Source organism: Collinsella sp. SGI.095, assembly GCF_050314535.1.
In the GTDB taxonomy this organism is placed as follows: Bacteria; Actinomycetota; Coriobacteriia; order Coriobacteriales; family Coriobacteriaceae; genus Collinsella.
In genome coordinates this window covers 1-21,767 of sequence record NZ_JBNPNG010000005.1, presented here as the reverse complement: position 1 = coordinate 21,767, position 21,767 = coordinate 1, and the positions used below count along the sequence as shown (strand labels likewise).

Here is a 21,767-nt window from a genome sequence, read left to right as displayed (position 1 = left end):
AGGTTTTAAAGGGTCAAGTTGAACTTGAGACTTTGGCCTTGACCTGCGGGAATGGTGAATTGTTGAGAAACCATAGAGTTCAACTTTAACGTTACGGGGGCCTGTTTGGGACGGGCTTTGGACTGTGAAGGCTGTCTCAACGTTGGGGTTTGTGGCTATAAGGCCCCATTACGGCGAGCTTGCCCTACTTCGTTGAGCGCCTGGGCGGGGGTGAACGAACAGGTGCCGTCGCCGAGTTTGATTACCCCGATGTTGTCCCCGGCGTGGGCATCGGAGACGAGGCCAAACTGCTCGATGGCGGTATCGTGTCCGCCGGCGACGGGCGTCTTGCGCGTGCCTTTGTGCGCCGATGTATCGATGGAGGTGATGTAGGCGGCACCGTCGTAAGCGTCGTTTGCGGTGCGCAGAGGATCAGTCGCTTGCGCGCGCGGCGCCAACTCGCGTTTTGCGGCATCGAGGATGGGGTTATCGGTTGGAAGGTCCTGGATCACGCGTGCGCCTTTCACTCGGGGGTATCAATATGCTGAACCCTACAACAACGGTGGGTTCATTGCCGCTTGTCATACGGCGGTGAGTGCGGCCTTCATGCTGGATAATTGCGTTGATTGTCATAGATACAGTGGAGCTTTAGGAGGAAACGGTCCGGCACGCTAAAATAAACGGGTTGCATAAAGACCGCCCGTCGTGGGCAGTTCTAGATAGGAAGTTTCCATGGCATTGCAGTTTACAGAGCGCGAGTTTATCCCCGTGCTGCTCGGTGGCGACATCAACGCCTATTCGGTGGCGCGCGCCTTTTACGAGGAGTATCAGGTCAAGAGCCTGGTCTTTGGCAAGTACCAGACCGGTCCTGCGTACCGCAGCCAGATTATCGACTACACGCCCAATGTTGATATCGATACCATGCCGGTCATGATCGAGACCATTAACGGTGTCGCGCAGGCCAATCCCGATAAGAAGATTATTCTCATGGGCTGCGGCGACAACTATGTCGCGCTTGCCGCACAGGCTCAGGATGCCGGCGAGCTTGCCTCAAACGTCATCGCGCCCTATGCGCCCTACAGCATGCTCGAACAGTGCCAGAAGAAGGAAATCTTCTACGAGCTGTGCGAGAAGCACGGTGTTCCCTATCCGCATACGTTTACCTTTACCATGGCCATGCTCAACGCCCAGGGCGAGGCTCCTGCCGAGGTGCTCGACCAGATTGATTTTCCCTTCCCAATGATCCTGAAGCCTTCCGACGGCATCATGTGGTGGGAGCACGAGTTCGAGGGCCAGAAGAAGGCCTACGAGATCGCCGATCGCGCCGAGCTGGAGCAGGTCATTCGCGATGTATATGCGAGTGGCTACACCGATGATCTGATCCTGCAGGATCGCGTGCCCGGCAACGACGAGTACATGCGCGTGCTTACCAGCTATTCCGACCGCAACGGCAAGGTGCGCATGATGTGCCTGGGCCACGTGCTGCTCGAGGAGCACCAGCCTCACGGCGTTGGCAACCACGCCTGCATCATCACCGAGCCCAATGACGAGCTCATGGGCGGCGTGCGCAAGTTGCTCGAGGACCTCAAGTTTACGGGCTTCTCCAACTTTGACGTCAAATACGACGAGCGCGACGGTTCGTTTAAGTTCTTCGACTTCAACACTCGTCAGGGCCGCAGTAACTACTACGTCACCAACAGTGGCTTTAACGTTGCCAAGTACGTAGTGGACGAGTATGTGTACAACCGCCCGTTTGAGCCCGAGTTTGTGACAGCGCAGGACGAGGCGCTGTGGATGGTTGTCCCCATGGGCGTGGTCGATAAATACGTCAAGGATCCCGAGCTGCGCGCTAAGGCGCATCGCCTGGTCAAGGAGGGTAAGGCCGCCGACCCCTCGTTTATGAAGGGCGACTTTGTCTTTAACCGCTGGCTGCGCATGTGGCACACCAAGCTGCGTCACTTTAAGCTGTTTAAGACGTATTACAAATAGGATGAACGTCGCGCCCGCCCGGTTTGTATCGGACGGGCGCGGGTATGATACGCGCAATGGTGCGAGCGTCACCAAGGAGGCGGCGATGGAAAAGCTGGGAGTTATCGGCGGTATGGGCGCCGAGGCCACGTCGTATTACTACGACCAGGTGGTGCGTCACACGGCGGCTGCCCGCGACCAGGAACATATTGACATGGTGGTGCTCTCTAAGTCGACCATGCCCGACCGCACGCTGGCCATTAAGACCGGCGACCATACCGAGCTGCTGGCGACCATGAAGGAATGCGCGCAGGCGCTCGAGACGCTGGGCTGCGCGCACATTGCCATTCCCTGCAACACGTCGCACTACTTTTACGATCAGATTCAGTCGTTTACCAAGGTGCCGATTATTCACATGCCGCGTGAGTCGGTGCGCTATGCCCTGGCGGGCGCGGTGATGGGGGAGTGCGAGTTTGACCCCAACCTGAGCATGCCGTCCGAGCCGGTGCGCAAGATCGGCATCATGGGCACCGACGGCACCGTGGGTGCAGGCGTCTATGGGCGCGAGTGCGAGGCCGCGGGCGTCGAGGTCGTCTATCCCAGCGAGAAGCGCCAGGCCGATGTAATGTCGCTGATTTATGATGATGTGAAGGCCGGACGCGAGCCCGATATGGACAAGTTCGATCGCGTGATGTGGGAGTTTGCCCGCAGCGGCTGCGACCGCGTCATTCTGGCCTGCACGGAGCTTTCGGTGCTGCAAAAGTATCGCGAGATGCCCGAGATCACCCTCGACGCCATGGACGTTTTGGTACGCGAGTCCATCATCCGCAGCGGCGCCCCCTACCGCCTGTAGCCCTCGACCTGCCAAAAAGGGACAGGTTTATTTTGGTAGGTTTTATCTGGGAAAACAGTAAAGGCCTCGGCTCGTTTGTGCGAGCCGGGGCCTTTTGCATTTTGCGGTTGCTGCCAGCGATTGCTAGAACAGGAAGCCGATGGCGATAAGGGCGATGCTGACGATAAGTACGGCAATGTCCAAGCCTTTGATGGGGTAGCGCTTGTACGAGCTCGCACGCGTGCGCAGATAGAAGCCGCGCTGCTCGGCGGCAAGCGCGGTGGCATCGGTCTTGCCCACGCTTGAGATCAATAGCGGCACGCACAGCGGCAGCATGAGCTTGAGTTTCTTGATGGGATTCTTGGTATCGTACTCGACGCCGCGTGCGGTCTGTGCCTCCATGATGGCATTCATCTCTTGGCCAAACACCGGCACAAAGCGCAGCGCCGTGGTAAAGGTAAAGGCGTAGCGATACGGCACGTGCAGCACCTCCACGCAGGCATTGGCAAGGTCGTTGAGCTTGGTCACCATGAGCATCAGGATGAGTGGCAGCGCTACGCCCAACAGGCGCAGACAGGCCTTCGAGCCGGTGATGAGGCCTTCGTCGGTGACGAAGCCCCACACCACGTTGCCATCGCGCATAAAGGCCAGCTGCAGCGCTAACATGATGAGTGCGAGCGGAATCAGCAGCTTGAGCAGCGAGAACAGGCGGTCGACGACGCCGGCGTAGGCTCCCAGCGCGAGCGTAAGCGCCAGAAATCCCAACAGCGCCACGTAGGTGTCGGACAAAAAGATGCCGATGATGATGGCGGCGGCTAGGCCCAGTTTGATGACGGGATTCAGACGATGCAGCAGCGTGTCGCCCGGCATATAGTCGATGACATTAACCACGGCGGACCATCTCCTCGGTAATGCGAACGATATCGGTGACCTCGCTCACCTGTGCAAAGGCGGGCGAGACGGAAGATGCCAGACGGCGTGAGAGTTCAATAACCTGGGGCGGTTCAACATAGGCACGCTGCATGAGCTCGATGTTCGAGAACAGCTCGTGCGTGCGGCCGTGATCGAGGATGCGGCCGTCGGCCATCACCACGATGCGCTCGGCAAAGTCCGAGACGACTTCCATGTCGTGGCAGACCATGATAACGGCGCAGCCGCGCTCGGCCATGGTGCGCACCGTTTCCATCACGGTCATGCACTCGCGGTAGTCCAGGCCACTCGTGGGCTCGTCGAGCACCACGATCTTGGGCTCGACCACCACGACGGAGGCGAGCGCCACCATTTGGCGTTGGCCGCGCGAAAGGGAGAAGGGCGCCTCGTCGGCGGGCAGACCAAAGCGGTCGATGACGAGCTGGGCGCGACGTAGGGCCTCGGCTCGGTCGATGCCGGCAAGCTCCAGGCCAAAGGCGACCTCGTCGAGCACGGTGTCCTTGCAAATCTGGCGGTCGGGGTTTTGGAATAGGGTTGCGACTTCGCGTGCGATGCGGCTCGTGGGAACCGATACCGTGTCCAAGCCCGTAACGCGCACGCTGCCCGATGCAGGCCTAAGCAGACCCGTGAGCAGCTTGGTGAGCGTGGTCTTGCCGGCTCCGTTTTGGCCGACAATGCCCACGAGCTCGCCGGGATAGAGCGTCAGGTTGAGGTCGTGGACGGCGGCGCCACCATGGGGGTAGGAAAACTCAACGTGGTCAAACGTGAGCACCGGCTCGGCGTCTCTCGCATGCGGGCGCAGCGACGGTGCGTGCGGGGAGCCTGCGGGCGCCTGAATGTCGCTGCTTGCATGAGCGGGGTCGACGATGTCCGTAATCAGGCACTCGGCCTCATCAACATCTAAACAGGGAGTGCCACTGGCCAGGCCATCGGCCTCGAGGCTGTTGAAAATGCGCGTGACGCGCGGGCAATCGACACCGATGGCGCGGAGCTTGTCGGTGTGCGCAAAGACCTCATGTGGCTCGCCTTGCAGCGCGATCTGGCCGTGATTGAGCACGAGCACGCGGTTGCAATACTCCGAAAGCAGGGCGACCTTTTGCTCAACGACGACGATGGTGATGCCGAGGTTACGGTTTGCCTCGCGCAGCGTTTCGAAAACCAGTGTGGAGCTGACGGGATCGAGTGCCGCGGTTGGCTCATCGAGCACCAGCACGCGCGGGCGCATGGCGAGGATGGCAGCGATGGCCACCTTTTGCTTTTGGCCGCCCGAGAGGGTGGCTATCTCGCGGTCGCGCAGGTCGCTAATGCCGACGGCCTTAAGCGTCTCGCTCACGCGCTGCTCGATCTGGTCATGCGGAACGCCAAAGTTCTCCAGGCCAAAAAGCATCTCGTCCTCAACGACCGAGGCGACCATCTGCGTGTCGATGTCTTGCAGCACGCTGCCGACGATCTGCGATATGTCGGTGAGCGAGACCTCGCAGGTGTCGTGCCCGTCAACGAACACGGAGCCAAAGAAGGTTCCGCTGTAGTGGTGGGGCACGGCGCCCGACAGGCAGGCGGTAAGTGTTGATTTGCCGGCACCCGAAGGCCCGATGATGCCGATGAAATCTCCCTTGTTCACGCTGAGCGAAACGTGGCTAAGCGCCTGCTCGGCCTGCGTGCCATAGGCGAACGAGACATCGTCGACGTTGATGATCGTTTCCATGGATACCTTTCATAGTCATTGGGGATGTTCTTACATGACTAGTCGTTTAAGGACGTCCCCAATAGCTCGTTGTTTGGGACAGTCTTTGCTGGTGAAGCACGTAGACGGCTTTACGAGGTGCCCCAGGTTGGCGCGAAAGAGGAGCGAAGCGTACTTGGGTACGCGAGCGACGAATGAACGCCAATATGGGGTGGCTCGTAAAGCCGAGCGGGTTAGTTAAGCCTAAGGGCCTTCTGGATGGGCAGATAGAGCGCGCCGACCAGAATGGCGTTGAACACAGCGGTCATGGCGACGACGGGCAGCATAGCTGCGGCGAGTTCGCCCACTACGCCGAGCATGGCCATCTTGATGACCATGAAGATGACGCCCGAGACAAAGGTGGTCACGAACGTAGCGACGATGGCGACGGCAGGCTTAACTTGGCCATCCTTGGCGGCAGTGTTGACAATGACGGCCATAAGCATGGCGGCGATGCCCTCGGCGGCAAAATCGACAAACGGCGAGGTAGTGGTGATCTGGATTACGGCCGCCGAGATGAGACCGATGACGAGTGCCTGACCAATGTTGGGACGAACGACCAGGATGGTGAGGCAGAAGGCCGAGATGATGAACTCGGGGCTAATCATGCCGCCGGAGATACCCGAGATTGCCTTGCCGACGGTAAAGTTGAGGATGAAGCCGGCGGCAAGCAGGATGGCGAGCAGGACAAGGGCGCGAACATCGAGTTTGCCGCAGTCAGTGGTCTGGACGGTGCGGGGCTGGGCGGTGGCGGTGGTGTTCTGAGACATGGTGAAGGTCCTTTCAGAAAGGGGAGTGTAAGAGAAAAGCGGAGGCGCGTGATGCGAATGCGATCGGGCTCGAGATAGAAAAAGGCCCCCGGTCGAAACCGGAGGCCTTCCAATCACCTAGAGCGCAAAAACAGGCGTGAGGGACTCACTGTCGACCGATCGTATTCGCATCACGCCACCACCAGTTGTTGAGGGACGTCATCGTGTTCTTCATGTTGGTGGCTCCTTTCGTGATGCCATGGCGCGGTCGCGCCCAGTTGCTGTTGCGCTGCACTATAGCACAGCGAAGTGTGTGCGGGGAAATCTTTTTTGAAAAGATTTCGGCGACGTTTCCCGCCGATCGAAGGGGCGGGCTGAGCGGGGGGGACCTTGGCCATCCCGCCCGCGCCTTAAGGTGTGGGGTTCTTAGGCCTTCTTGCGACGATAGATCACGAAGCCACAGACACCGATGATGATGGCGCCAACACCCATGGCGGCCATGTTGTTGCCCTTGGACTTCTCCTCGGTGACTGGATGAATATCATACCAATGTGGAATTACTTCTTCCGGCGGTGGATTACGTTAATCGCGTAGCCCACGAGCATGGCCAGAACGATGACGATAAAGCCAAGGATAGGGTTGTCGTTCACGGGGTTCTCCTATTTTCCGAGTGGTGAGAATTCGTCGACGATGAGGTCGAGGCATTGCGGAAGCGCGCGGGCGCCAAAGACACCGGAGTTGCTGGAGATGATCTCGCCATCGAACTGCATACCCAGCGACGGCGTGCAGGTAATCTTGGCTTCCTTGGTCTGGATAATCTTAAACTGCGGGCGGCCGAGCACCTTGCCGGCGGGGTCGAGCGCGGCGGTGATCACCGTGGGGAGCAGCTGCACCGTGCGCACGGGTTCAATAACGACGATGTCGACCATGCCGTCGTTCATGCGGCAGTTGGGGAACAGGTTGATGTCGTTTTGGATGACTGAGGTATTGCCCGCCATGCAGCAGATGCCGTCGAGCTCCTCGACAATGCCGTCGTGTTCAATGGTAAAGTGCGCCACCGTGGGGTTGGGCGTGGCGAGCGCGGAGAGGAAGTAGGCGATCTCGCCAATGTCGTTTTTGGTGGGAGCGGCCTTCATCATGATCTCGGCGTCGAAGCCCGAGCCGGCGATGATGATAAAGCCGTGGCGCTTCTCGTTACCGTTCTCGTCGATCCAAAAGAGCTCACCCATGTCCACCTTGACCGTGCGGCCGGCGCGGCAAGCCTTGGCAAGCGCCGCCGCCTCGGGGGCATTACCGATGTTGTTAAAGAACAGGCAGGCTGTGCCGGAGGGGAAGATGAGCGTAGGGACACCGCACCCGCGCATCTGGTCGAGCACGTTGGAGACGGTGCCGTCGCCGCCCGAAACGACTACGCGGTCGAACTCACGAACGTCTGCTACCGCGTCCTCGGGCTCCATGCCATCGCCGATAAAGCGCATTACGACCTCGTCGCCGCCCTGTGCAAGAGCGTGCGTGAATGCGTAGATTTCATCGGAGCTGGGACCCGATGCCGGGTTGTGGATGATAAGGCAGCGCATACTTACGTTCCCGTTCTGTGACTAACCGAGTATAGTTGTAAGGCAATGACGATATCCTACCCGTGTTTTTCGGGCCTAACCTTATTCGATGGGTTGATATGTACATTTCCACACATCAGGCTCTACTCGACTTTTGTCAGCGCGCTCGTGAGTTCGACGCGATTGCCGTCGATACCGAGTTTTTGCGCGAGCGCACGTTTCATCCGCGCCTGTGCCTGGTTCAGATTGCCACCCCTGCCGAGAGCGTCGCGGTCGATCCTTTGGTGATCGACGACTTATCGCCGCTGGCCGAGCTTATGGCCGACGAGAGCGTGGTCAAGGTCTTCCACGCCTGCTCGCAGGATATGGAGGTCATACTCCACACCGTGGGCGCGCTGCCGCGACCGATTTTTGACACACAGGTCGCCGCCGCCTTTTTGGGCGAGCGCCAGCAGATTTCCTACGGCGCGCTCGTTCAGACGTTCTGCGGCGTATCGCTGCCCAAGACCGAGTCGCTGACCGATTGGTCGCGCCGCCCGCTGAGCGATAAGCAGATTGAGTACGCGATCGATGATGTCAAGTATCTGATCGTCGCCTATACCGAGATGATGAGCCGTTTGCGCGAGCTTGGCCGCGTGGACTGGGTGCTCGACGAGTTGCGCCCGCTGGCAGACGAGTCGCACTACCGCGCCGACCGGCATGAGGCATTCCGCAAGGTCAAGCGCATCAACTCGTGTAGCCGCCATCAGCTGGGCATTGCGCGCGAGCTTGCCGCCTGGCGCGAGGACCGCGCCGAGCGCCGCAACATCCCGCGCAAGTGGGTCATGTCCGACGATACGCTGCTGGCGCTCGTCAAGCGCAATCCTGTGCGCGTTGAGGAGTTCCGCAGCATCCGCGGCACCGATCAACTGGGGGAGCGCGATGTGGACGGCGCGCTCATGGCCATCAAACGCGGCGCGAGCTGCCCGCACGATCGCCTGCCGCTCATGGTGCGCGGACATCGCCAGATCTCTCCGGAGCTGGAGAGCGTGACGGATCTCATGTACGCGCTAATTCGCCTGGTTGCCGAGCGTTCGGGCGTGGCGACCTCGGTCATTGCCTCGCGCGATGACCTAGCCGACTATATTGAGCATCCCGAGCAGAGCCCTTTGCGCGAAGGTTGGCGCTTTGAGCTTGTGGGCTCGCGCCTGGACGATCTGCTCTCGGGCAACATGGGGTTGACGGTGAAGGACGGCAAAATCGAGCTCCTGTAGGTATATGGTTACGCGGTTTTACCAAACCGCGTAACAGCTCGACGCTGCAAACGGCCGAGAGTGGCAATCTGGCGTTCAATCGTCGCTCGCGTACCAAAGTACGCGTCGCTTCTCTTTCACGTCACCTTGCTCGCTCTCGGCCGTTTTCGCTGACATTGCCAAAACATCGATGCTGTCTCGTTGGCTGGGCGAGTGGGTAGAATGCCTCCAACGTGTAACTCGATTCGGAGGAATTCGCATGCCCTATTACTATGGTTATGGCTTTGGCATCGACCCGCTGTACCTGCTGGTCGTCCTTGTTTGTACGGTGCTCGGTCTTGCCGCGCAGAGCTATATCAACTCCACGTACAAGACGTGGTCTAAGGTGCGCTCGGACGGCGACACGGGCGCTGCGGTCGCGCGCCGCATGCTCGATGCAAACGGCTGCAATGCCGTGGGTATCAGGGGCGTCGCCGGCGAGCTCACCGACCACTACAACCCGCAGGATAACAACCTGTATCTGTCGGATGCCAACCGTTCGGGCGGATCGGTCGCAAGCGTTGCCGTCGCCTGCCACGAGGCGGGCCATGCCGCCCAGCGACAAAGCGGCTATGCCATGATGAAGGTGCGCACTGCCCTGGTCCCGGTCGTCAACTTTACCCAGAACACCTGGACGATCGTGCTGCTCTTGGGCCTGTTTATGAACATCGCGGGGCTCACGACCCTCGCGCTGGTCTTCTTCTCGTTTAGTGTGTTGTTCCAGCTGGTTACGCTGCCGGTCGAGATCGATGCCAGTCGCCGCGCCGTGGCGTATATCGAGCAGTCGGGCATGAGTTCCAAGCAGGTCAACGGTGCCAAGAAGGTGCTGACGGCAGCCGCGCTTACCTATGTGGCCGCAGCGCTCACCTCGATCATTCAGCTGCTCTACCTGATGGCTCGCTACAACAGAAACTCCAACCGATAACAAATTGGCTTGACAGGCGCCGCGGGGATTTGTGTCCCCGCGGCGCTGTACTATGTGTTGGACTTGAACTTGCGCAGGGCTGGAGCCTTTGTGCACGATAACGAAAGGAGGCTGCGTGGCAGGCTGGAATCTAACCGGCAATGCTGTTTCCGCCGAGTTTGACGGCTCGGGCGATCGGGAGCGCAAGGAACTCAGCGTGAGCCAGGCGGTGGAGATCGCCGCCGGTGCACTCGATGCTATTCCGCAGCTGAGTGTTTTGGGCGAGGTCACGGGTTTCCGTGGCCCCAATGCCCGAAGCGGCCACTGCTACTTCCAGATTAAGGACGATTCGGCCGCCGTTGACTGCATCATTTGGAAGGGTGCCTATCTCAAGCGCACGTTCGATCTGCGCGACGGCATGCAGGTGAGCTTTAAGGGTAGCTTCAATCTCTATAAGCCCACGGGCCGCATGAGTTTTGTCGCCCGCTCGTTTTCGCTGGCGGGGGAGGGTCTGCTGCGTCAACAAGTGGCGCAACTGGCCGAAAAGCTGAGCCGCGAGGGCCTGATGGACGAAGCGCGCAAGCGCCGCATCCCGGTGTTCTGCTCGCGTGTGGCGGTCGTCACCTCGCTTTCGGGTGCCGTAATCGATGACGTCAAGCGCACATTGCGTCGTCGCAACCCACTCGTCGAGCTCGTTTGCGTGGGTGCCAAGGTTCAAGGCGAGGGTGCGCCGGCAGAGCTTATCGAGGGCTTGCGCCGTGCCGCTTCCATTACGCCGGCGCCTGACTGTATTTTGCTGGTGCGTGGCGGCGGCTCCTTCGAGGACCTCATGACCTTTAACGACGAGGAGCTTGCCCGCGCGGTGGCGGCTTGTCCTGTGCCCGTGGTGACCGGCATTGGCCATGAGCCCGATACCTCGATTTGCGACATGGTGAGCGACCGTCGCGCCTCCACGCCCACGGCGGCGGCAGAATCGGTGGCGCCGGCTATGACGGAGTTGGCCGACGTGCTCGAGACGCGCCATCAGCGCCTGGGCGCCGCGATGGCTTCGATGATCGGGTCGGATCAGGTCGATCTGGAAATGCTCGATCAGCGTGGTCGCCGCGCTTGGGACACCTATACGGCTCGTCTGGGCGACGCGCTCGATGCGGCCGCGTGCCGCCCGTGCCTCAACGATCCAACGTTTATGGTCGAGCGTCGCGAGTCCGAGCTTGCCCTGACGGCCGATCGCCTGTCCGGCGCCATAACGCGTTCGGTTGGGGCCTTCCGCTCCGACTTTGAGCGCCTGCCCGAGCGCTTGATCGCAAGCACCTCGGGGCTCGATGGCAAACGCCATGCGCTCACGCTTGCGAGCTCCCGTCTGGAGCATCAGGGGCGCACGATGCTCAGCAAGCCCGCGTCCGACCTGGGCCGAGCTGCTGCGTCGCTCGATGCCTTGTCGCCGCTCAAGGTGCTTGCCCGCGGTTACTCCATCGCGTACAGCGAGGACGGTGTGGCTACGAGCGCCAAGACCTTTAAGCCGGGCGACGCTATTCGCGTGCGCATGGCGGACGGCAACGTGGCAGCAACCGTCAACGCGGTCGAGTAGACCTCGTTTCACAGTGATAGACCCTTAGGAAAGGAAACAGATATGGCAGAGAAGACCCCGGTCGAGCAGCTTACGTACAAGCAGGCCTCGCAGGAGCTGGAGCTCATCATCCGCAGCCTGGAGTCGGGCGACATGGAGCTCGAGGAGTCGCTCGAGAGCTATACCCGCGGCGTCGAGCTCCTCAAGAGCCTACGCACCCGCCTGTCCGATGCCGAGCAGAAGGTCTCGGTGCTCCTGAAGGACGTCGACGGCAACGACGTGCTCGCCGACGGCGAAGCCGCCAACACCGACGACAACCTTTCGTTCTAACCACCTCGCAGCCTACTTTGGGGTAGTCTTTTTGGGACGGGGCTTTTTTGACTACCCTTGCGCGACGGCTCGCCAGGTGCCTGCGCTTGCGAAAAAGTAGTCAAAAAAGCCCCGTCCCAAAAAGACTACCTTGGTCTGTGAGAAAGGAACCAACCATGTGTGATTGCATCTTCTGCAAAATTGCCAACCACGAGATCCCCTCAACCGTTGTCTATGAGGACGATCAGGTCATCGCCTTCGACGACCTCAACCCCCAGGCGCCGGTCCACACGCTCGTAATCCCCAAGAAGCACTACAGCGACATCGCCGACAACGTACCTGCCGAGACCATGGGCGCCATGGCTCACGCCATCCAGGAGGTCGCTAAGGCCAAGGGCTTGGAGGACGGTTTCCGCGTCATCTCCAACAAGGGCGTCAACGCCGGTCAGACCGTCATGCACTTCCACATGCATGTCCTCGGCGGCAAGAACCTGGGCGAGAACCTCATCTGAGGGCGCTTCTTCCGTGGGATGAGGCGAAAGCTTGGGCATCGATAACTTATATATCAACGCAATAAACCCGAGCGCGAGGGCGTTTGGGTTTATTATTGAAGCGTATGTAACCTGGCGGCGCCACACCGCCTGTTAGTAGGGAGACACATGAACGTTCTGGTCGTCAACGCAGGATCTTCGACCCTTAAGTATCAGGTCATCGATACCAAGTCCCACAAGGTGTCCGCAAAGGGCTCCTGCGAGCGCGTCTGCTTTACCGGCGGTACCTTCACCCACGCTGCCAACGGTTCCAAGAAGGTGACCGAGAACATCGAGTTCCCCGACCACAAGGTCGCCATCGAGGTCGTCCTGAAGGACCTCGAGGCCAACGGCGTCAAGATCGAGGGCATCGGCCACCGTATCGTTCAGGGCGGTTGGTACTTCGGCGATTCCTCCCTCGTCGACGAGGACGTCCTCGCCAAGATCCGCGAGGTCGCTCCGCTCGCCCCGCTGCACAACAACCCCGAGGCCAACGTTATCGAGTACTGCCTCGAACAGTATCCCGACCTGCCCAACGTCACGGTCTACGACACTGCTTTCCACTTCAACATGCCCGAGGTCGCCAAGACCTACGCCCTGCCCAAGGACGTCTGCGACAAGCTGCACATCCGTAAGTACGGCGCCCACGGCACCAGCTACCGCTACATCTCCAAGAAGGTTGCCGAGATGACCAACGGCGAGGCTCGCAAGGTCGTCGTGTGCCACATCGGTTCCGGCGCTTCCCTGTGCGCTATCGAGGACGGTAAGTGCATGGACACCACCATGGGCTTGACGCCGCTCGACGGTGTCATGATGGGCACCCGCTGCGGCTCCATCGACCCGGCTACCGTGTGCTACCTGCAGCGCGAGGGTGGCTACACCTTCGACGAGGTCGACGAGATGATGAACAAGAAGTCCGGCCTTTTGGCTGTGACCGGCGGCAAGACCAACGACTGCCGCAACGTCGAGGAGCTCGCCGCTGCTGGTGACCCCGAGGCTCAGCTCGCCTTCGATATGTTCGTCTACAAGATTGCCGCCAAGGCTGCCGAGATGGCCACTTCCATGTGCGGTATGGACACCCTGGTCTTTACCGCCGGCATCGGCGAGCACGCTCCGGCCGTTCGCGCCGGCGTGGCCGATCGTCTGGCCTTTATGGGCGTTAAGATGGATCATGCCCGCAACGCCCTGCGTGGCGACGGCGCTTGGTGCCTGTCCGCCAAGGATTCCAAGGTCAAGATCTTCGTCATCCCCACGGACGAGGAGTTCATGATCGCTTCCGACGTCGAGCGCATCGTCAACGGCAAGTAATTGCAAGAGGGGAGGGGCTGGGCGACCGAGCGCCGTTCGGCCCCTCTTTTGCGCTCGTTGGGCGATATGCTGATAGCTATTTATCAAGATATGATAACTTCTTATTAACATGCGGCCGCCTTAAGGGGTCTGCGTCGACCGTATTGCACTGCAAAGGAGTCTCATGAACGTACTTGTTGTCAACGCCGGCAGCTCAAGCCTTAAATATCAGCTTTTGGATACCGATACCCGCGAGGTTTTCGCCAAGGGCAACTGCGAGCGTATCGGATCGGACATGGGCGTCTTTGGCCACTCCGAGAACGGTGGCGCCAAGCAGACCGAGGAGGTCCCTTTCCCCGATCATCGCTCTGCTATCGCTCGTGTGCTCGAGGAGTTTGAGAAGACCGACTTTACGATTGATGGCATTGGGCATCGTATCGTTCAGGGCGGCTGGCACTTCGATGATTCCGCAGTCGTCGACGACGAGGTCATGGCCAAGATTCTTGAGGTGGCACCGCTCGCCCCGCTGCACAATTACGGCGAGGCCGCGGCAATCGAATATTGCCGCGAGAAGTATCCGGAGCTGCCCAACGTGGCCGTCTTCGACACCTCGTTCCACATGACTATGCCCGAGGTCGCCTACACCTACGCGCTGCCCAAGGACGTGTGCGACAAGTACCACGTGCGCAAGTACGGCGCGCACGGTACGAGCCACCGCTACGAGTGGATGATGGCCAAGGAGATCTTGGGCTCGCGTTGCCACCGTCTGCTTTCGTGCCATCTGGGCAACGGTGCTTCGCTCGCCGCCATCGAGGACGGCGTGTGCCGCGACACCACGATGGGCCTCACGCCGCTCGATGGCCTGATGATGGGCACCCGTTGTGGTTCCATTGACCCGGCCACCGTGTGCTACCTCCAGCGCGAGGGCGGCTACAGCTATCAGGAAGTCGATGACATGATGAACAAGCAGTCTGGTCTGCTTGCCATCTCGGGTATCTCCAACGACGCCCGCGATATCCGCACGCGCGCCTCCGAGGGCGATGAGCGCTGCCTGCTCGCCTTCGACATGTTCGCCTACAAGGCCATGCAGCAGGCCGGTTCCATGATCGCATCCATGGCGGGCGTGGACACCATCACCTTTACCGCCGGCATCGGCGAGAACGACTGGTCGATCCGCAAGGCCTTCTGCGACTGCTTTGAGTGGCTGGGCGTGCGCATCGACAACAACAAGAACCGCGAGGCCGTGGGCAACGGCCCGCAGGTCATCAGCGCCGCCGGTTCCGCCGTCACCGTCATGGTCATCCCCACCGACGAGGAATACATGATCGCCCACGACGTCGAGCGTCTGACCGCGAACAACTAGCGTGCCGATTGCATGTAAACGAAAGGCCTCCTGAGCAACAGCTCGGGAGGCTTTTTTTGGAGGGCGGACGGCGGAAACTCCATCCCATTTTGACCGCGGATTTTGGGACACGCTTTCCGGCAGAATGGCCGCCGAGGCCCTATAAGCCTTTCAAATCCAAAGTGACCATATCCGCATCGTTTGCCCCCCAGCAACGGCATCCAATCATTCAGATTCCCAGCCCCTGCTCGTAGCCAAGCCGCCGTCCACTCCAGATCCCCTGAGCACCACGTGGCGGCAGGGACCCTACAGGGTAAAGCTCTGAAAACATTCCGCAGGACGCATGAAACCCCCGCCGCACGAAGTGCGCAGCGGGGGTTTCATGCATGTCCGAGGACGTTTTCAGAGCTTTACCCTGTAGGGTCCCGAGGGGATATGTCCGCTACTCAGCCATCTGAGCCTGGACGGCGGTGATGGCCACGACACCCACGATGTCGTCGGCAGAGCAGCCGCGCGAAAGGTCGTTAACCGGCTTGGCGATGCCCTGCAGGATGGGGCCGTAGGCGTCGGCGCCGGCGAAGCGCTGGACCAGCTTGTAGCCGATGTTGCCGGCCTCGAGGTCGGGAAACACGAGCACGTTGGCCTTGCCGGCAACGGAGGAGCCGGGAGCCTTGAGCTGGGCGACGTTGGGGACGATGGCGGCGTCGAGCTGCAGGTCGCCATCGATGGCGAGCTCGGGAGCCTTCTCCTTGCAGAACTTCACGGCCTCCTGGACCTTCTTGGCGACTTCGCCGCCGGCGGAACCCATGGTGGAGTAGGAGAGCATAGCCACGTGCGGCTCAACGTTGCCCATGAAGGTGGACCAGGAGTGAGCGGAGGCGATGGCGATCTCGGAGAGCTCATCGGAGGACGGGTTGATGTTGAGGCCGCAGTCGGCGAAGATCAGCGTGCCGTCGGTGCCGAACTGCGGGGTGTCGGTGCACATCACAAAGAAGGCCGAGACCAGCTTGGTGCCCGGGGCGGTCTTGAGGATCTGCAGCGCGGGGCGCAGGGTGTCAGCGGTGGAGTGGCAGGCGCCGGAGACCAGACCATCGGCATCGCCCATCTTGACCATCATGGTGCCAAAGTAGGTGGCGTCCATCACCTGGGCGCGAGCCTGCTCGATGGTGACGCCCTTCTTGGCGCGGAGCTCGGCAAACTTCTGCGCGTACTCCTCGTGCTTCTCGGCATTGCGCGGGTCGATGACGGTAGCGCCGGGAACGTTGATCTCGTCGGGGTTGCCCAAGATGACGATCTTTGCCAAGCCCTCCTCGATGATCTTGGTAGCTGCGATGATGGTGCGCGGATCTTCGCCCTCGGGCAGGACGATCGTCTTAAGGTCGGCCTTGGCGGCAGACTTCATACGGTTTAGGAAATCGCTCATGTTACTCCTTACAAGCGTTTCGCTAAGCTCCAGGCGCCCGGCTGTCCACGAATAAACCCGCTGCTAGCGGGTTTACCTTTCAAATATGTATGCCGGGGTGCTTGAGCTTTCCTTGTGTGGCAAGCTCATTATAGGACGCATTAGCGCTATAATCGCTCTGATAAATATGTCTCGAAGAATGTTCGAGAAAAGCCCAGCTAACGAGCCCGTGGCTTTTGACAAGGAGTATCGATGCAGATTACCTCAGGCCTGCCTGAAGGCTTTAACGCCGGCGCATACGACATGATTGTCGTCGGTGCCGGGTATGCCGGTGCCGTTTGTGCCCGCCGTCTTGCCGAGACCATCGGCTATCGCGTTGCCGTTTTGGAGCGCCGTGGCCACATTGCGGGCAATGCTTACGACTGCTTTGATGAGGCCGGGATCCTGGTCCACGAGTATGGTCCGCACATTTACCATACCTTTAACGAGCGCGTCCACAATTTTCTGTCGCGCTTTACCAAGTGGACGGACTACCAGCACAAGGTGCTCGCCAACATCAACGGCACCCTTATGCCCGTGCCCTTTAACCACGCGAGCCTCAAGCTCGCCTTTGGCGATGAGCGCGGCGAGGAGCTGTATCAGAAGCTCGTGGAGACCTTTGGCAAGGACGTCAAGGTGCCCATCATGGAGCTGCGCAAGAAGAACGACCCGGATCTTGCCGAGGTCGCCGATTACGTCTACGAGAACGTCTTTTTGCATTACACCATGAAGCAGTGGGGCCAGACGCCCGACCAGATCGATCCCTCGATCACCGGCCGCGTTCCCGTCTTTGTGGGCGACGATGACCGCTATTTCCCGCAGGCTCCCTTCCAGGGCATGCCGCAGGACGGCTATACCGCGTTGTTCGAGCATATGCTCGACCACGATCTGATTGATGTGTTCTGCGACGTGGACGCCCGCGACCTCTTTGAGATTGACGAGACCACCGTCAAGATCGACGGCAAGGTCTATGGCGGCGAGATCGTCTACACCGGTCCGCTCGACGAGCTGTTCAACCTCGACTTGGGCGCTCTGCCGTACCGTACGATCGACATGAAGTTCGAGACGCTCGATATGGACCAGTTCCAGCCCGTGGGCACCGTCAATTACACCACGAGCGAGGATTACACGCGTATCACCGAGTTCAAGAACATGACTGGTCAGGTCCTGCCCGGCAAGACCACCATCATGAAGGAGTATTCCAAGTCCTATACGCCCGGCTCGGGCGAGACGCCCTATTACGCCATTCTGGAGCCCAAGAACCGCGAGCTCTATGAGCGCTATCTTGAGCGCGTCCAGAACCTGACGAACTTCCACCCGGTGGGTCGCCTGGCCGAGTATCGTTACTACGATATGGATGCCGTGACCAACTCTGCCCTCGATCTTTCGGATGAGATTATCGCCTGCCATGCATAAAGTCATATCATTCGGTATTCCCTCGTATAACGCCGCCAAGGACATGGACCATTGCATCACCTCCATTCTGGAGGGGAGCGATTACGCCACCGATATCGAGATCATCATCGTCGATGACGGTTCCAAGGACGAGACGGCAGCTAAGGCCGATGAGTGGGAGGCGCGTTACCCCGGTATCATCCGCGCGGTGCATCAGGAGAACGGCGGTCACGGCATGGCCGTCCTCTCGGGCCTGCGCGAGGCACAGGGCACCTACTACAAGGTCGTCGACTCGGATGACTGGCTCGACGGTGCGGCGCTTTCGACCATGCTTTCGATTCTGCGTGGCTTTGAGGAGCGCGACCAGCGCGTCGATCTGTTTATCTCGAACTATGTGTACGAGAAGGTTTACGAGGGTACGCATACCGCTATCGGTTACAAGTTTGCCCTGCCGCGCAAAAAGATCTTTACCTGGGACCAGATTGGCCATTTCCGTCCGGACCAGAATTTGCTCATGCACAGCCTGTGTTATCGCACGGATGTGCTGCGCGCGTCCAATCTGCCTATGCCGCCGCACACGTTCTATGTCGACAATATCTACGCCTATGTGCCGCTGCCGCGCTGCAAGACCATGTACTACGCCGACATCGACCTCTATCGTTATTTTATCGGTCGCGAGGGCCAGAGCGTCAACGAGGCCACGATGGTCAAACGTCTGGACCAGCAGTTTCGCGTGACGCGCATTATGATGGAGTCGTTCCATCTGTACAGCGATGTCGAGTCGTCGCGTCTGCGCGCGTACATGATGGGCTATTTCACCATGATGATGGCAATTTGTTCGGTGCTTACCAAGCTTTCCGATGAGGATTGCGCCGACGAGCGCCTGACGACATTGTGGAGTGATTTGAAGGCCTACGACGAGCGTATGTATCGTCGTGCACGCTACGGTGTAGTCGGCTTCTTTACCAACCTGCACGGGCGGGCTGGAGACAAAACCACACTCGGCCTATACCGTCTTGCCTCAAAGATCTTCAAATTCAACTAGCTGTTGAGTAATCGCTGCTGATAGGTTGACTGGGCCCCTTGGCCTTTAGTTTGCTACTGCGAACAGTCCTGCTCGCACGGAAAGCACATTAAGTGCTTTCCGGCTCGTGCGGAACTTGTATCAAACTAAAGGCCAAGGGGCCTTTGCTATAAGAATCGTTTGTCAGGCTGCCTGAATTTGAAGATCTTGGACGCGCGGTACACAGGGGCCTGGGCTGAAAGAGAACTTGTTGAGTAGGTTGCCCGGTTGGTCTTGGTTATGTTTGTCGCGAGTTCCGCACGAGCCGAAGAGCACTTAATGTGCTCTTCGTGCGAGCCAGGACTGTAGAGCAGCAAACATAACCAAGACCAACCGGGCAACCGGACGAGCTAGTTTACTTCGCGACGCCGGGGATGCCGTGGGATGTTTTGGCGGTTTTGGCTCCGTTTACGATGGCGGTTTCCAGGGCCCTTACGGCGAGCATGCCCAGCAGGTCTAGGGGAACGGCGGCGCTTGCCTGGCTGCCCAGCTTGCCGCTGGCAAGGGTGTAGATGGTGTCACCGTCGTTGGTGGTGTGTGTGGGGCGGATGGCGTGTGCATAGGCGTCTGCGGCCATCTGGGAGACCTTGGTGGCCTGGGCCTTAGTGAGCTCCACGTTGGTGACGATGCAGCTGATGGTGGTGTTGGTGCGGTCGAGTGGCATTTTCATAGAGCCGGCGGCGGCAAGGGCGGCGAGCTCCATGTCGACGATCTGGTCGCTATCGGCTGCGGCGCGCATGCCGGCCACCCACTCGCCGGTGGTTGGGTCGACCACGTTGCCACAGGCGTTGACCGAGACCACGGCCCCCACCTTGACGGTGCCCAGTGCCACGGCAGCAGCTCCCAGGCCAGCCTTCATGCAGGTGGCGGGGCCCATGAGCTTGCCTACGGTGGCGCCGGTGCCGGCACCTACATTGCCCTGCTCGAGTGTGGTGGGGGTATGGTCGAGCGCCTCGCGCACGGCGGCGATACCGGCCTCAATGTCGGGACGCACGGTGGGATCGCCAAAGGCGAGGTCGAAGATGCAGCTGGAGCACACGATGGGCACCTGCGTGGGGCCGACGGGCAGGCCGATGCCGCGGCTCTCGAGTTCGCGGGCCACGCCGCTTGCCGCCTCGAGACCAAAGGCCGAGCCGCCCGAAAGGCAGACGGCGTGGACCTTATCGACGGTGTTCTCGGGACGCAGCAGATCGGTCTCGCGCGAAGCGGGAGCGCCACCACGTACGTCAACGCCGCCGGTGGCACCCTCGGGCGCCACGATTACGGTGCAGCCGGTGCCGGCCTCCCCGTCTGTATAGTTGCCAAAGCAAAAGCCATCGACATCGCAAACGTCAATGGCTTCGAGCAGTGTGTCCATGTTTTCTCCTATCGGTTTTCCGCCGGGCCTTATGCTCGGTCGGGATCCGTGCGGTACGGCAAAATTGTAGGCGCCGGGGGATACCCAGCGCCAGATGCAATTACGAGAGTTTTTGAATCGCGCGTGCGACGCGAGCGATGGGTAAGCCCACCACGTTGTAGAAGTCGCCCGCAATGTCATGCACGAGCATGCGGCCGCCTGTGCCCTGGATACCGTAGGCTCCGGCCTTGTCCATGGGTTCGCCGGAGGCAACATAGTGCCCGATCTGCTCCTCGGTAAGCTCATAGAACGTCACGTCGGTCACATCGACAAACGACAGACTTTCGGCGGCATGCGGAGCTGCAGCGTCGCCGGCTTTAACGATGCAGACGCCGGTTGCCACCTGGTGCGTGCGGCCCGAAAGCTCGCGGAGCATGGTGCGTGCCTCGTTCTCGTCTGCCGGCTTGCCCAAAATTTGCCCGTCAAAGGTGACAATGGTATCGGCTGCGACAGTCAGTTCGTTGGGTTCGGCGTGCTCGGAGGCAACGGCAGCGGCTTTGGCGCGTGCCAAGCGTTCGACAAGCGTAAGCGGAGCTTCGCCATCAAAAGGTGTTTCGTCGATATCTGCGGGAATTACGCGAACGTCATAGCCCGCCTTGCGCATCAGCTCTATGCGGCGCGGCGATTGCGAAGCCAAAATCATAGCTGGATACCCTCGGCAACCTTCTCGACGGCCTTGTCGCCGGCGAGTGTGCGCAGCAGCTCCAAGGCAAAGGGAAGTGACTGTGCCATGCCGCTGGCAGTGATGATGTTGCCGTCTTGCGTGACCTTCTCGCCGGTATAAGCACCCTCGGGGAAGCTCTTCTCAAAGCCGGGGAAGCACGTGGCTCGGCGTCCCTCGAGCAGACCAAGCTCGCCCAGGATAAACGGGGCGGCGCAGATGGCGGCAACGTGCTTGGTTGCGGCGAACTCGCAGACTACATCGCAGACACGCTGGTCGGCGCGCAAGTTGGTGGCTCCGGGCAGGCCGCCGGGCAGCACGATGCAGTCGTACTCCTCAAAGTTGATCTCATCAAAGAGCGCATCGCAGGTCACGGGAATCTGCAGCGAGCTCACGACCTCGCGTGTGGGCATGATCGAGACGAGCGTGGCGCGCACGCCGCCGCGACGCATGACATCGACCATGGTCAGGCATTCAATAGTTTCAAAGCCATCGGCGGCGAGAACGGCAACGCTGGGCATGAGAGTTCCTTTCGTAAGGCGGCATACAATTAGCCGTCTTATACCCCGAAGACCTATGCTTGCCACGCTCGATTTCCCAATGTTTAAAAAGGGACGGGGCTATTTTAGCTACCCTCACCCATCCTCAACAATCTCGATCTGTAACATCTAGGCCCACTTTTGACCCCTAACTGTTACAGATCAAGACAAACGGAAACCGCCCCGACAAAACGTCTAAATCTGTAACATCTACGGACCAAAACCGGGTCTTACTGTTACAGATCGAGACAGTCCCCAACGCACCGCCCCGTTCGGGGAACGACCGCCACAGGTACGGCGGGCAGAGACTCACTTTTTTCCTCGG

At 59.9% G+C, this 21,767-nt stretch carries 20 protein-coding genes; 11 read left to right on the top strand and 9 right to left on the bottom strand.

Going from position 1 to position 21,767, the window contains the following annotated elements; all coding sequences use genetic code 11:
* Window positions 1-155 precede the first annotated feature (155 nt).
* On the bottom strand, window positions 156-491 hold the full coding sequence (locus tag ACQRCA_RS03125) for a hypothetical protein (RefSeq protein ID WP_427718475.1): 336 nt from the start codon (window positions 489-491) through the stop codon (window positions 156-158).
* Between the two features lie 220 nt (window positions 492-711).
* On the opposite strand from ACQRCA_RS03125, the gene ACQRCA_RS03120 reads away from it, so the two are divergent.
* The gene (locus ACQRCA_RS03120) at window positions 712-1,968 is read left to right on the top strand and encodes an ATP-grasp domain-containing protein (protein ID WP_427718472.1); all 1,257 of its coding nucleotides are present in this window, start codon (window positions 712-714) and stop codon (window positions 1,966-1,968) included.
* An 85-nt stretch (window positions 1,969-2,053) separates the two neighbouring features.
* A complete protein-coding gene (locus ACQRCA_RS03115; protein ID WP_427718469.1) occupies window positions 2,054-2,800 on the top strand; it encodes an aspartate/glutamate racemase family protein in 747 nt (248 codons plus the stop codon).
* A gap of 123 nt (window positions 2,801-2,923) precedes the next feature.
* Here the strand turns inward: ACQRCA_RS03115 and ACQRCA_RS03110 are convergent, their stop codons facing one another.
* From ACQRCA_RS03110 to ACQRCA_RS03095, 4 genes are all read right to left on the bottom strand, one after another.
* Complete coding sequence (locus ACQRCA_RS03110; protein WP_427718466.1) at window positions 2,924-3,670, bottom strand: energy-coupling factor transporter transmembrane component T family protein; 747 nt, start codon at window positions 3,668-3,670, stop codon at window positions 2,924-2,926.
* On the bottom strand, window positions 3,663-5,414 hold the full coding sequence (locus ACQRCA_RS03105; protein WP_427718464.1) for an ABC transporter ATP-binding protein: 1,752 nt from the start codon (window positions 5,412-5,414) through the stop codon (window positions 3,663-3,665). Before ACQRCA_RS03105 ends, ACQRCA_RS03110 begins: the two co-directional genes overlap by 8 nt.
* A 212-nt stretch (window positions 5,415-5,626) precedes the next feature.
* Entirely contained in the window at window positions 5,627-6,202 is a 576-nt protein-coding gene (locus ACQRCA_RS03100; protein ID WP_427718462.1) for a hypothetical protein, read from the bottom strand.
* A 638-nt stretch (window positions 6,203-6,840) separates the two neighbouring features.
* Window positions 6,841-7,758: a diacylglycerol/lipid kinase family protein gene (locus ACQRCA_RS03095; protein WP_427718460.1), complete on the bottom strand. Its 918-nt coding sequence runs from the start codon at window positions 7,756-7,758 to the stop codon at window positions 6,841-6,843.
* A 98-nt stretch (window positions 7,759-7,856) separates the two neighbouring features.
* On the opposite strand from ACQRCA_RS03095, the gene rnd reads away from it, so the two are divergent.
* From rnd to ACQRCA_RS03060, 7 genes are all read left to right on the top strand, one after another.
* The gene (gene rnd / locus ACQRCA_RS03090) at window positions 7,857-8,990 is read left to right on the top strand and encodes a ribonuclease D (protein ID WP_427718458.1); all 1,134 of its coding nucleotides are present in this window, start codon (window positions 7,857-7,859) and stop codon (window positions 8,988-8,990) included.
* A gap of 238 nt (window positions 8,991-9,228) precedes the next feature.
* Complete coding sequence (locus ACQRCA_RS03085) at window positions 9,229-9,933, top strand: zinc metallopeptidase (RefSeq protein ID WP_427718455.1); 705 nt, start codon at window positions 9,229-9,231, stop codon at window positions 9,931-9,933.
* Window positions 9,934-10,048: 115 nt separating this feature from the next.
* Window positions 10,049-11,500, top strand: coding sequence for an exodeoxyribonuclease VII large subunit (xseA, locus tag ACQRCA_RS03080; protein ID WP_427718452.1), 1,452 nt, complete (start codon window positions 10,049-10,051; stop codon window positions 11,498-11,500).
* 42 nt (window positions 11,501-11,542) lie between these two features.
* The gene (xseB, locus tag ACQRCA_RS03075; RefSeq protein ID WP_006234311.1) at window positions 11,543-11,809 is read left to right on the top strand and encodes an exodeoxyribonuclease VII small subunit; all 267 of its coding nucleotides are present in this window, start codon (window positions 11,543-11,545) and stop codon (window positions 11,807-11,809) included.
* A 155-nt stretch (window positions 11,810-11,964) separates the two neighbouring features.
* Window positions 11,965-12,300, top strand: a complete 336-nt coding sequence (locus tag ACQRCA_RS03070) for a histidine triad nucleotide-binding protein (protein WP_035137921.1) — start codon at window positions 11,965-11,967, stop codon at window positions 12,298-12,300.
* A gap of 147 nt (window positions 12,301-12,447) precedes the next feature.
* Window positions 12,448-13,626, top strand: a complete 1,179-nt coding sequence (locus tag ACQRCA_RS03065; protein ID WP_006234305.1) for an acetate/propionate family kinase — start codon at window positions 12,448-12,450, stop codon at window positions 13,624-13,626.
* A 163-nt stretch (window positions 13,627-13,789) separates the two neighbouring features.
* A complete protein-coding gene (locus ACQRCA_RS03060; RefSeq protein ID WP_427718448.1) occupies window positions 13,790-14,968 on the top strand; it encodes an acetate/propionate family kinase in 1,179 nt (392 codons plus the stop codon).
* A gap of 421 nt (window positions 14,969-15,389) precedes the next feature.
* Here the strand turns inward: ACQRCA_RS03060 and pta are convergent, their stop codons facing one another.
* Entirely contained in the window at window positions 15,390-16,370 is a 981-nt protein-coding gene (pta, locus tag ACQRCA_RS03055) for a phosphate acetyltransferase (protein WP_427718446.1), read from the bottom strand.
* A 231-nt stretch (window positions 16,371-16,601) separates the two neighbouring features.
* Between pta and glf the strand changes: the two genes are divergently transcribed.
* Both glf and ACQRCA_RS03045 read left to right on the top strand, forming a co-directional pair.
* Window positions 16,602-17,804, top strand: coding sequence for a UDP-galactopyranose mutase (gene glf, locus ACQRCA_RS03050; RefSeq protein WP_427718443.1), 1,203 nt, complete (start codon window positions 16,602-16,604; stop codon window positions 17,802-17,804).
* Window positions 17,797-18,828 (top strand): glycosyltransferase family 2 protein, encoded by a 1,032-nt coding sequence (locus ACQRCA_RS03045; RefSeq protein ID WP_427718441.1) that lies wholly within the window; start codon window positions 17,797-17,799, stop codon window positions 18,826-18,828. The genes glf and ACQRCA_RS03045 overlap by 8 nt, the downstream gene beginning before the upstream one ends.
* Window positions 18,829-19,201: 373 nt before the next feature.
* Here the strand turns inward: ACQRCA_RS03045 and ACQRCA_RS03040 are convergent, their stop codons facing one another.
* The 3 genes from ACQRCA_RS03040 to ACQRCA_RS03030 all read right to left on the bottom strand — a co-directional run bounded on the left by ACQRCA_RS03040 (window position 19,202) and on the right by ACQRCA_RS03030 (window position 21,424).
* Window positions 19,202-20,203 (bottom strand): P1 family peptidase, encoded by a 1,002-nt coding sequence (locus ACQRCA_RS03040; RefSeq protein ID WP_427718438.1) that lies wholly within the window; start codon window positions 20,201-20,203, stop codon window positions 19,202-19,204.
* A 100-nt stretch (window positions 20,204-20,303) separates the two neighbouring features.
* Window positions 20,304-20,885: a Maf family protein gene (locus tag ACQRCA_RS03035; RefSeq protein WP_427718435.1), complete on the bottom strand. Its 582-nt coding sequence runs from the start codon at window positions 20,883-20,885 to the stop codon at window positions 20,304-20,306.
* On the bottom strand, window positions 20,882-21,424 hold the full coding sequence (locus ACQRCA_RS03030; RefSeq protein WP_427718432.1) for a DJ-1 family glyoxalase III: 543 nt from the start codon (window positions 21,422-21,424) through the stop codon (window positions 20,882-20,884). The genes ACQRCA_RS03035 and ACQRCA_RS03030 overlap by 4 nt, the downstream gene beginning before the upstream one ends.
* Window positions 21,425-21,767: the final 343 nt, after the last annotated feature.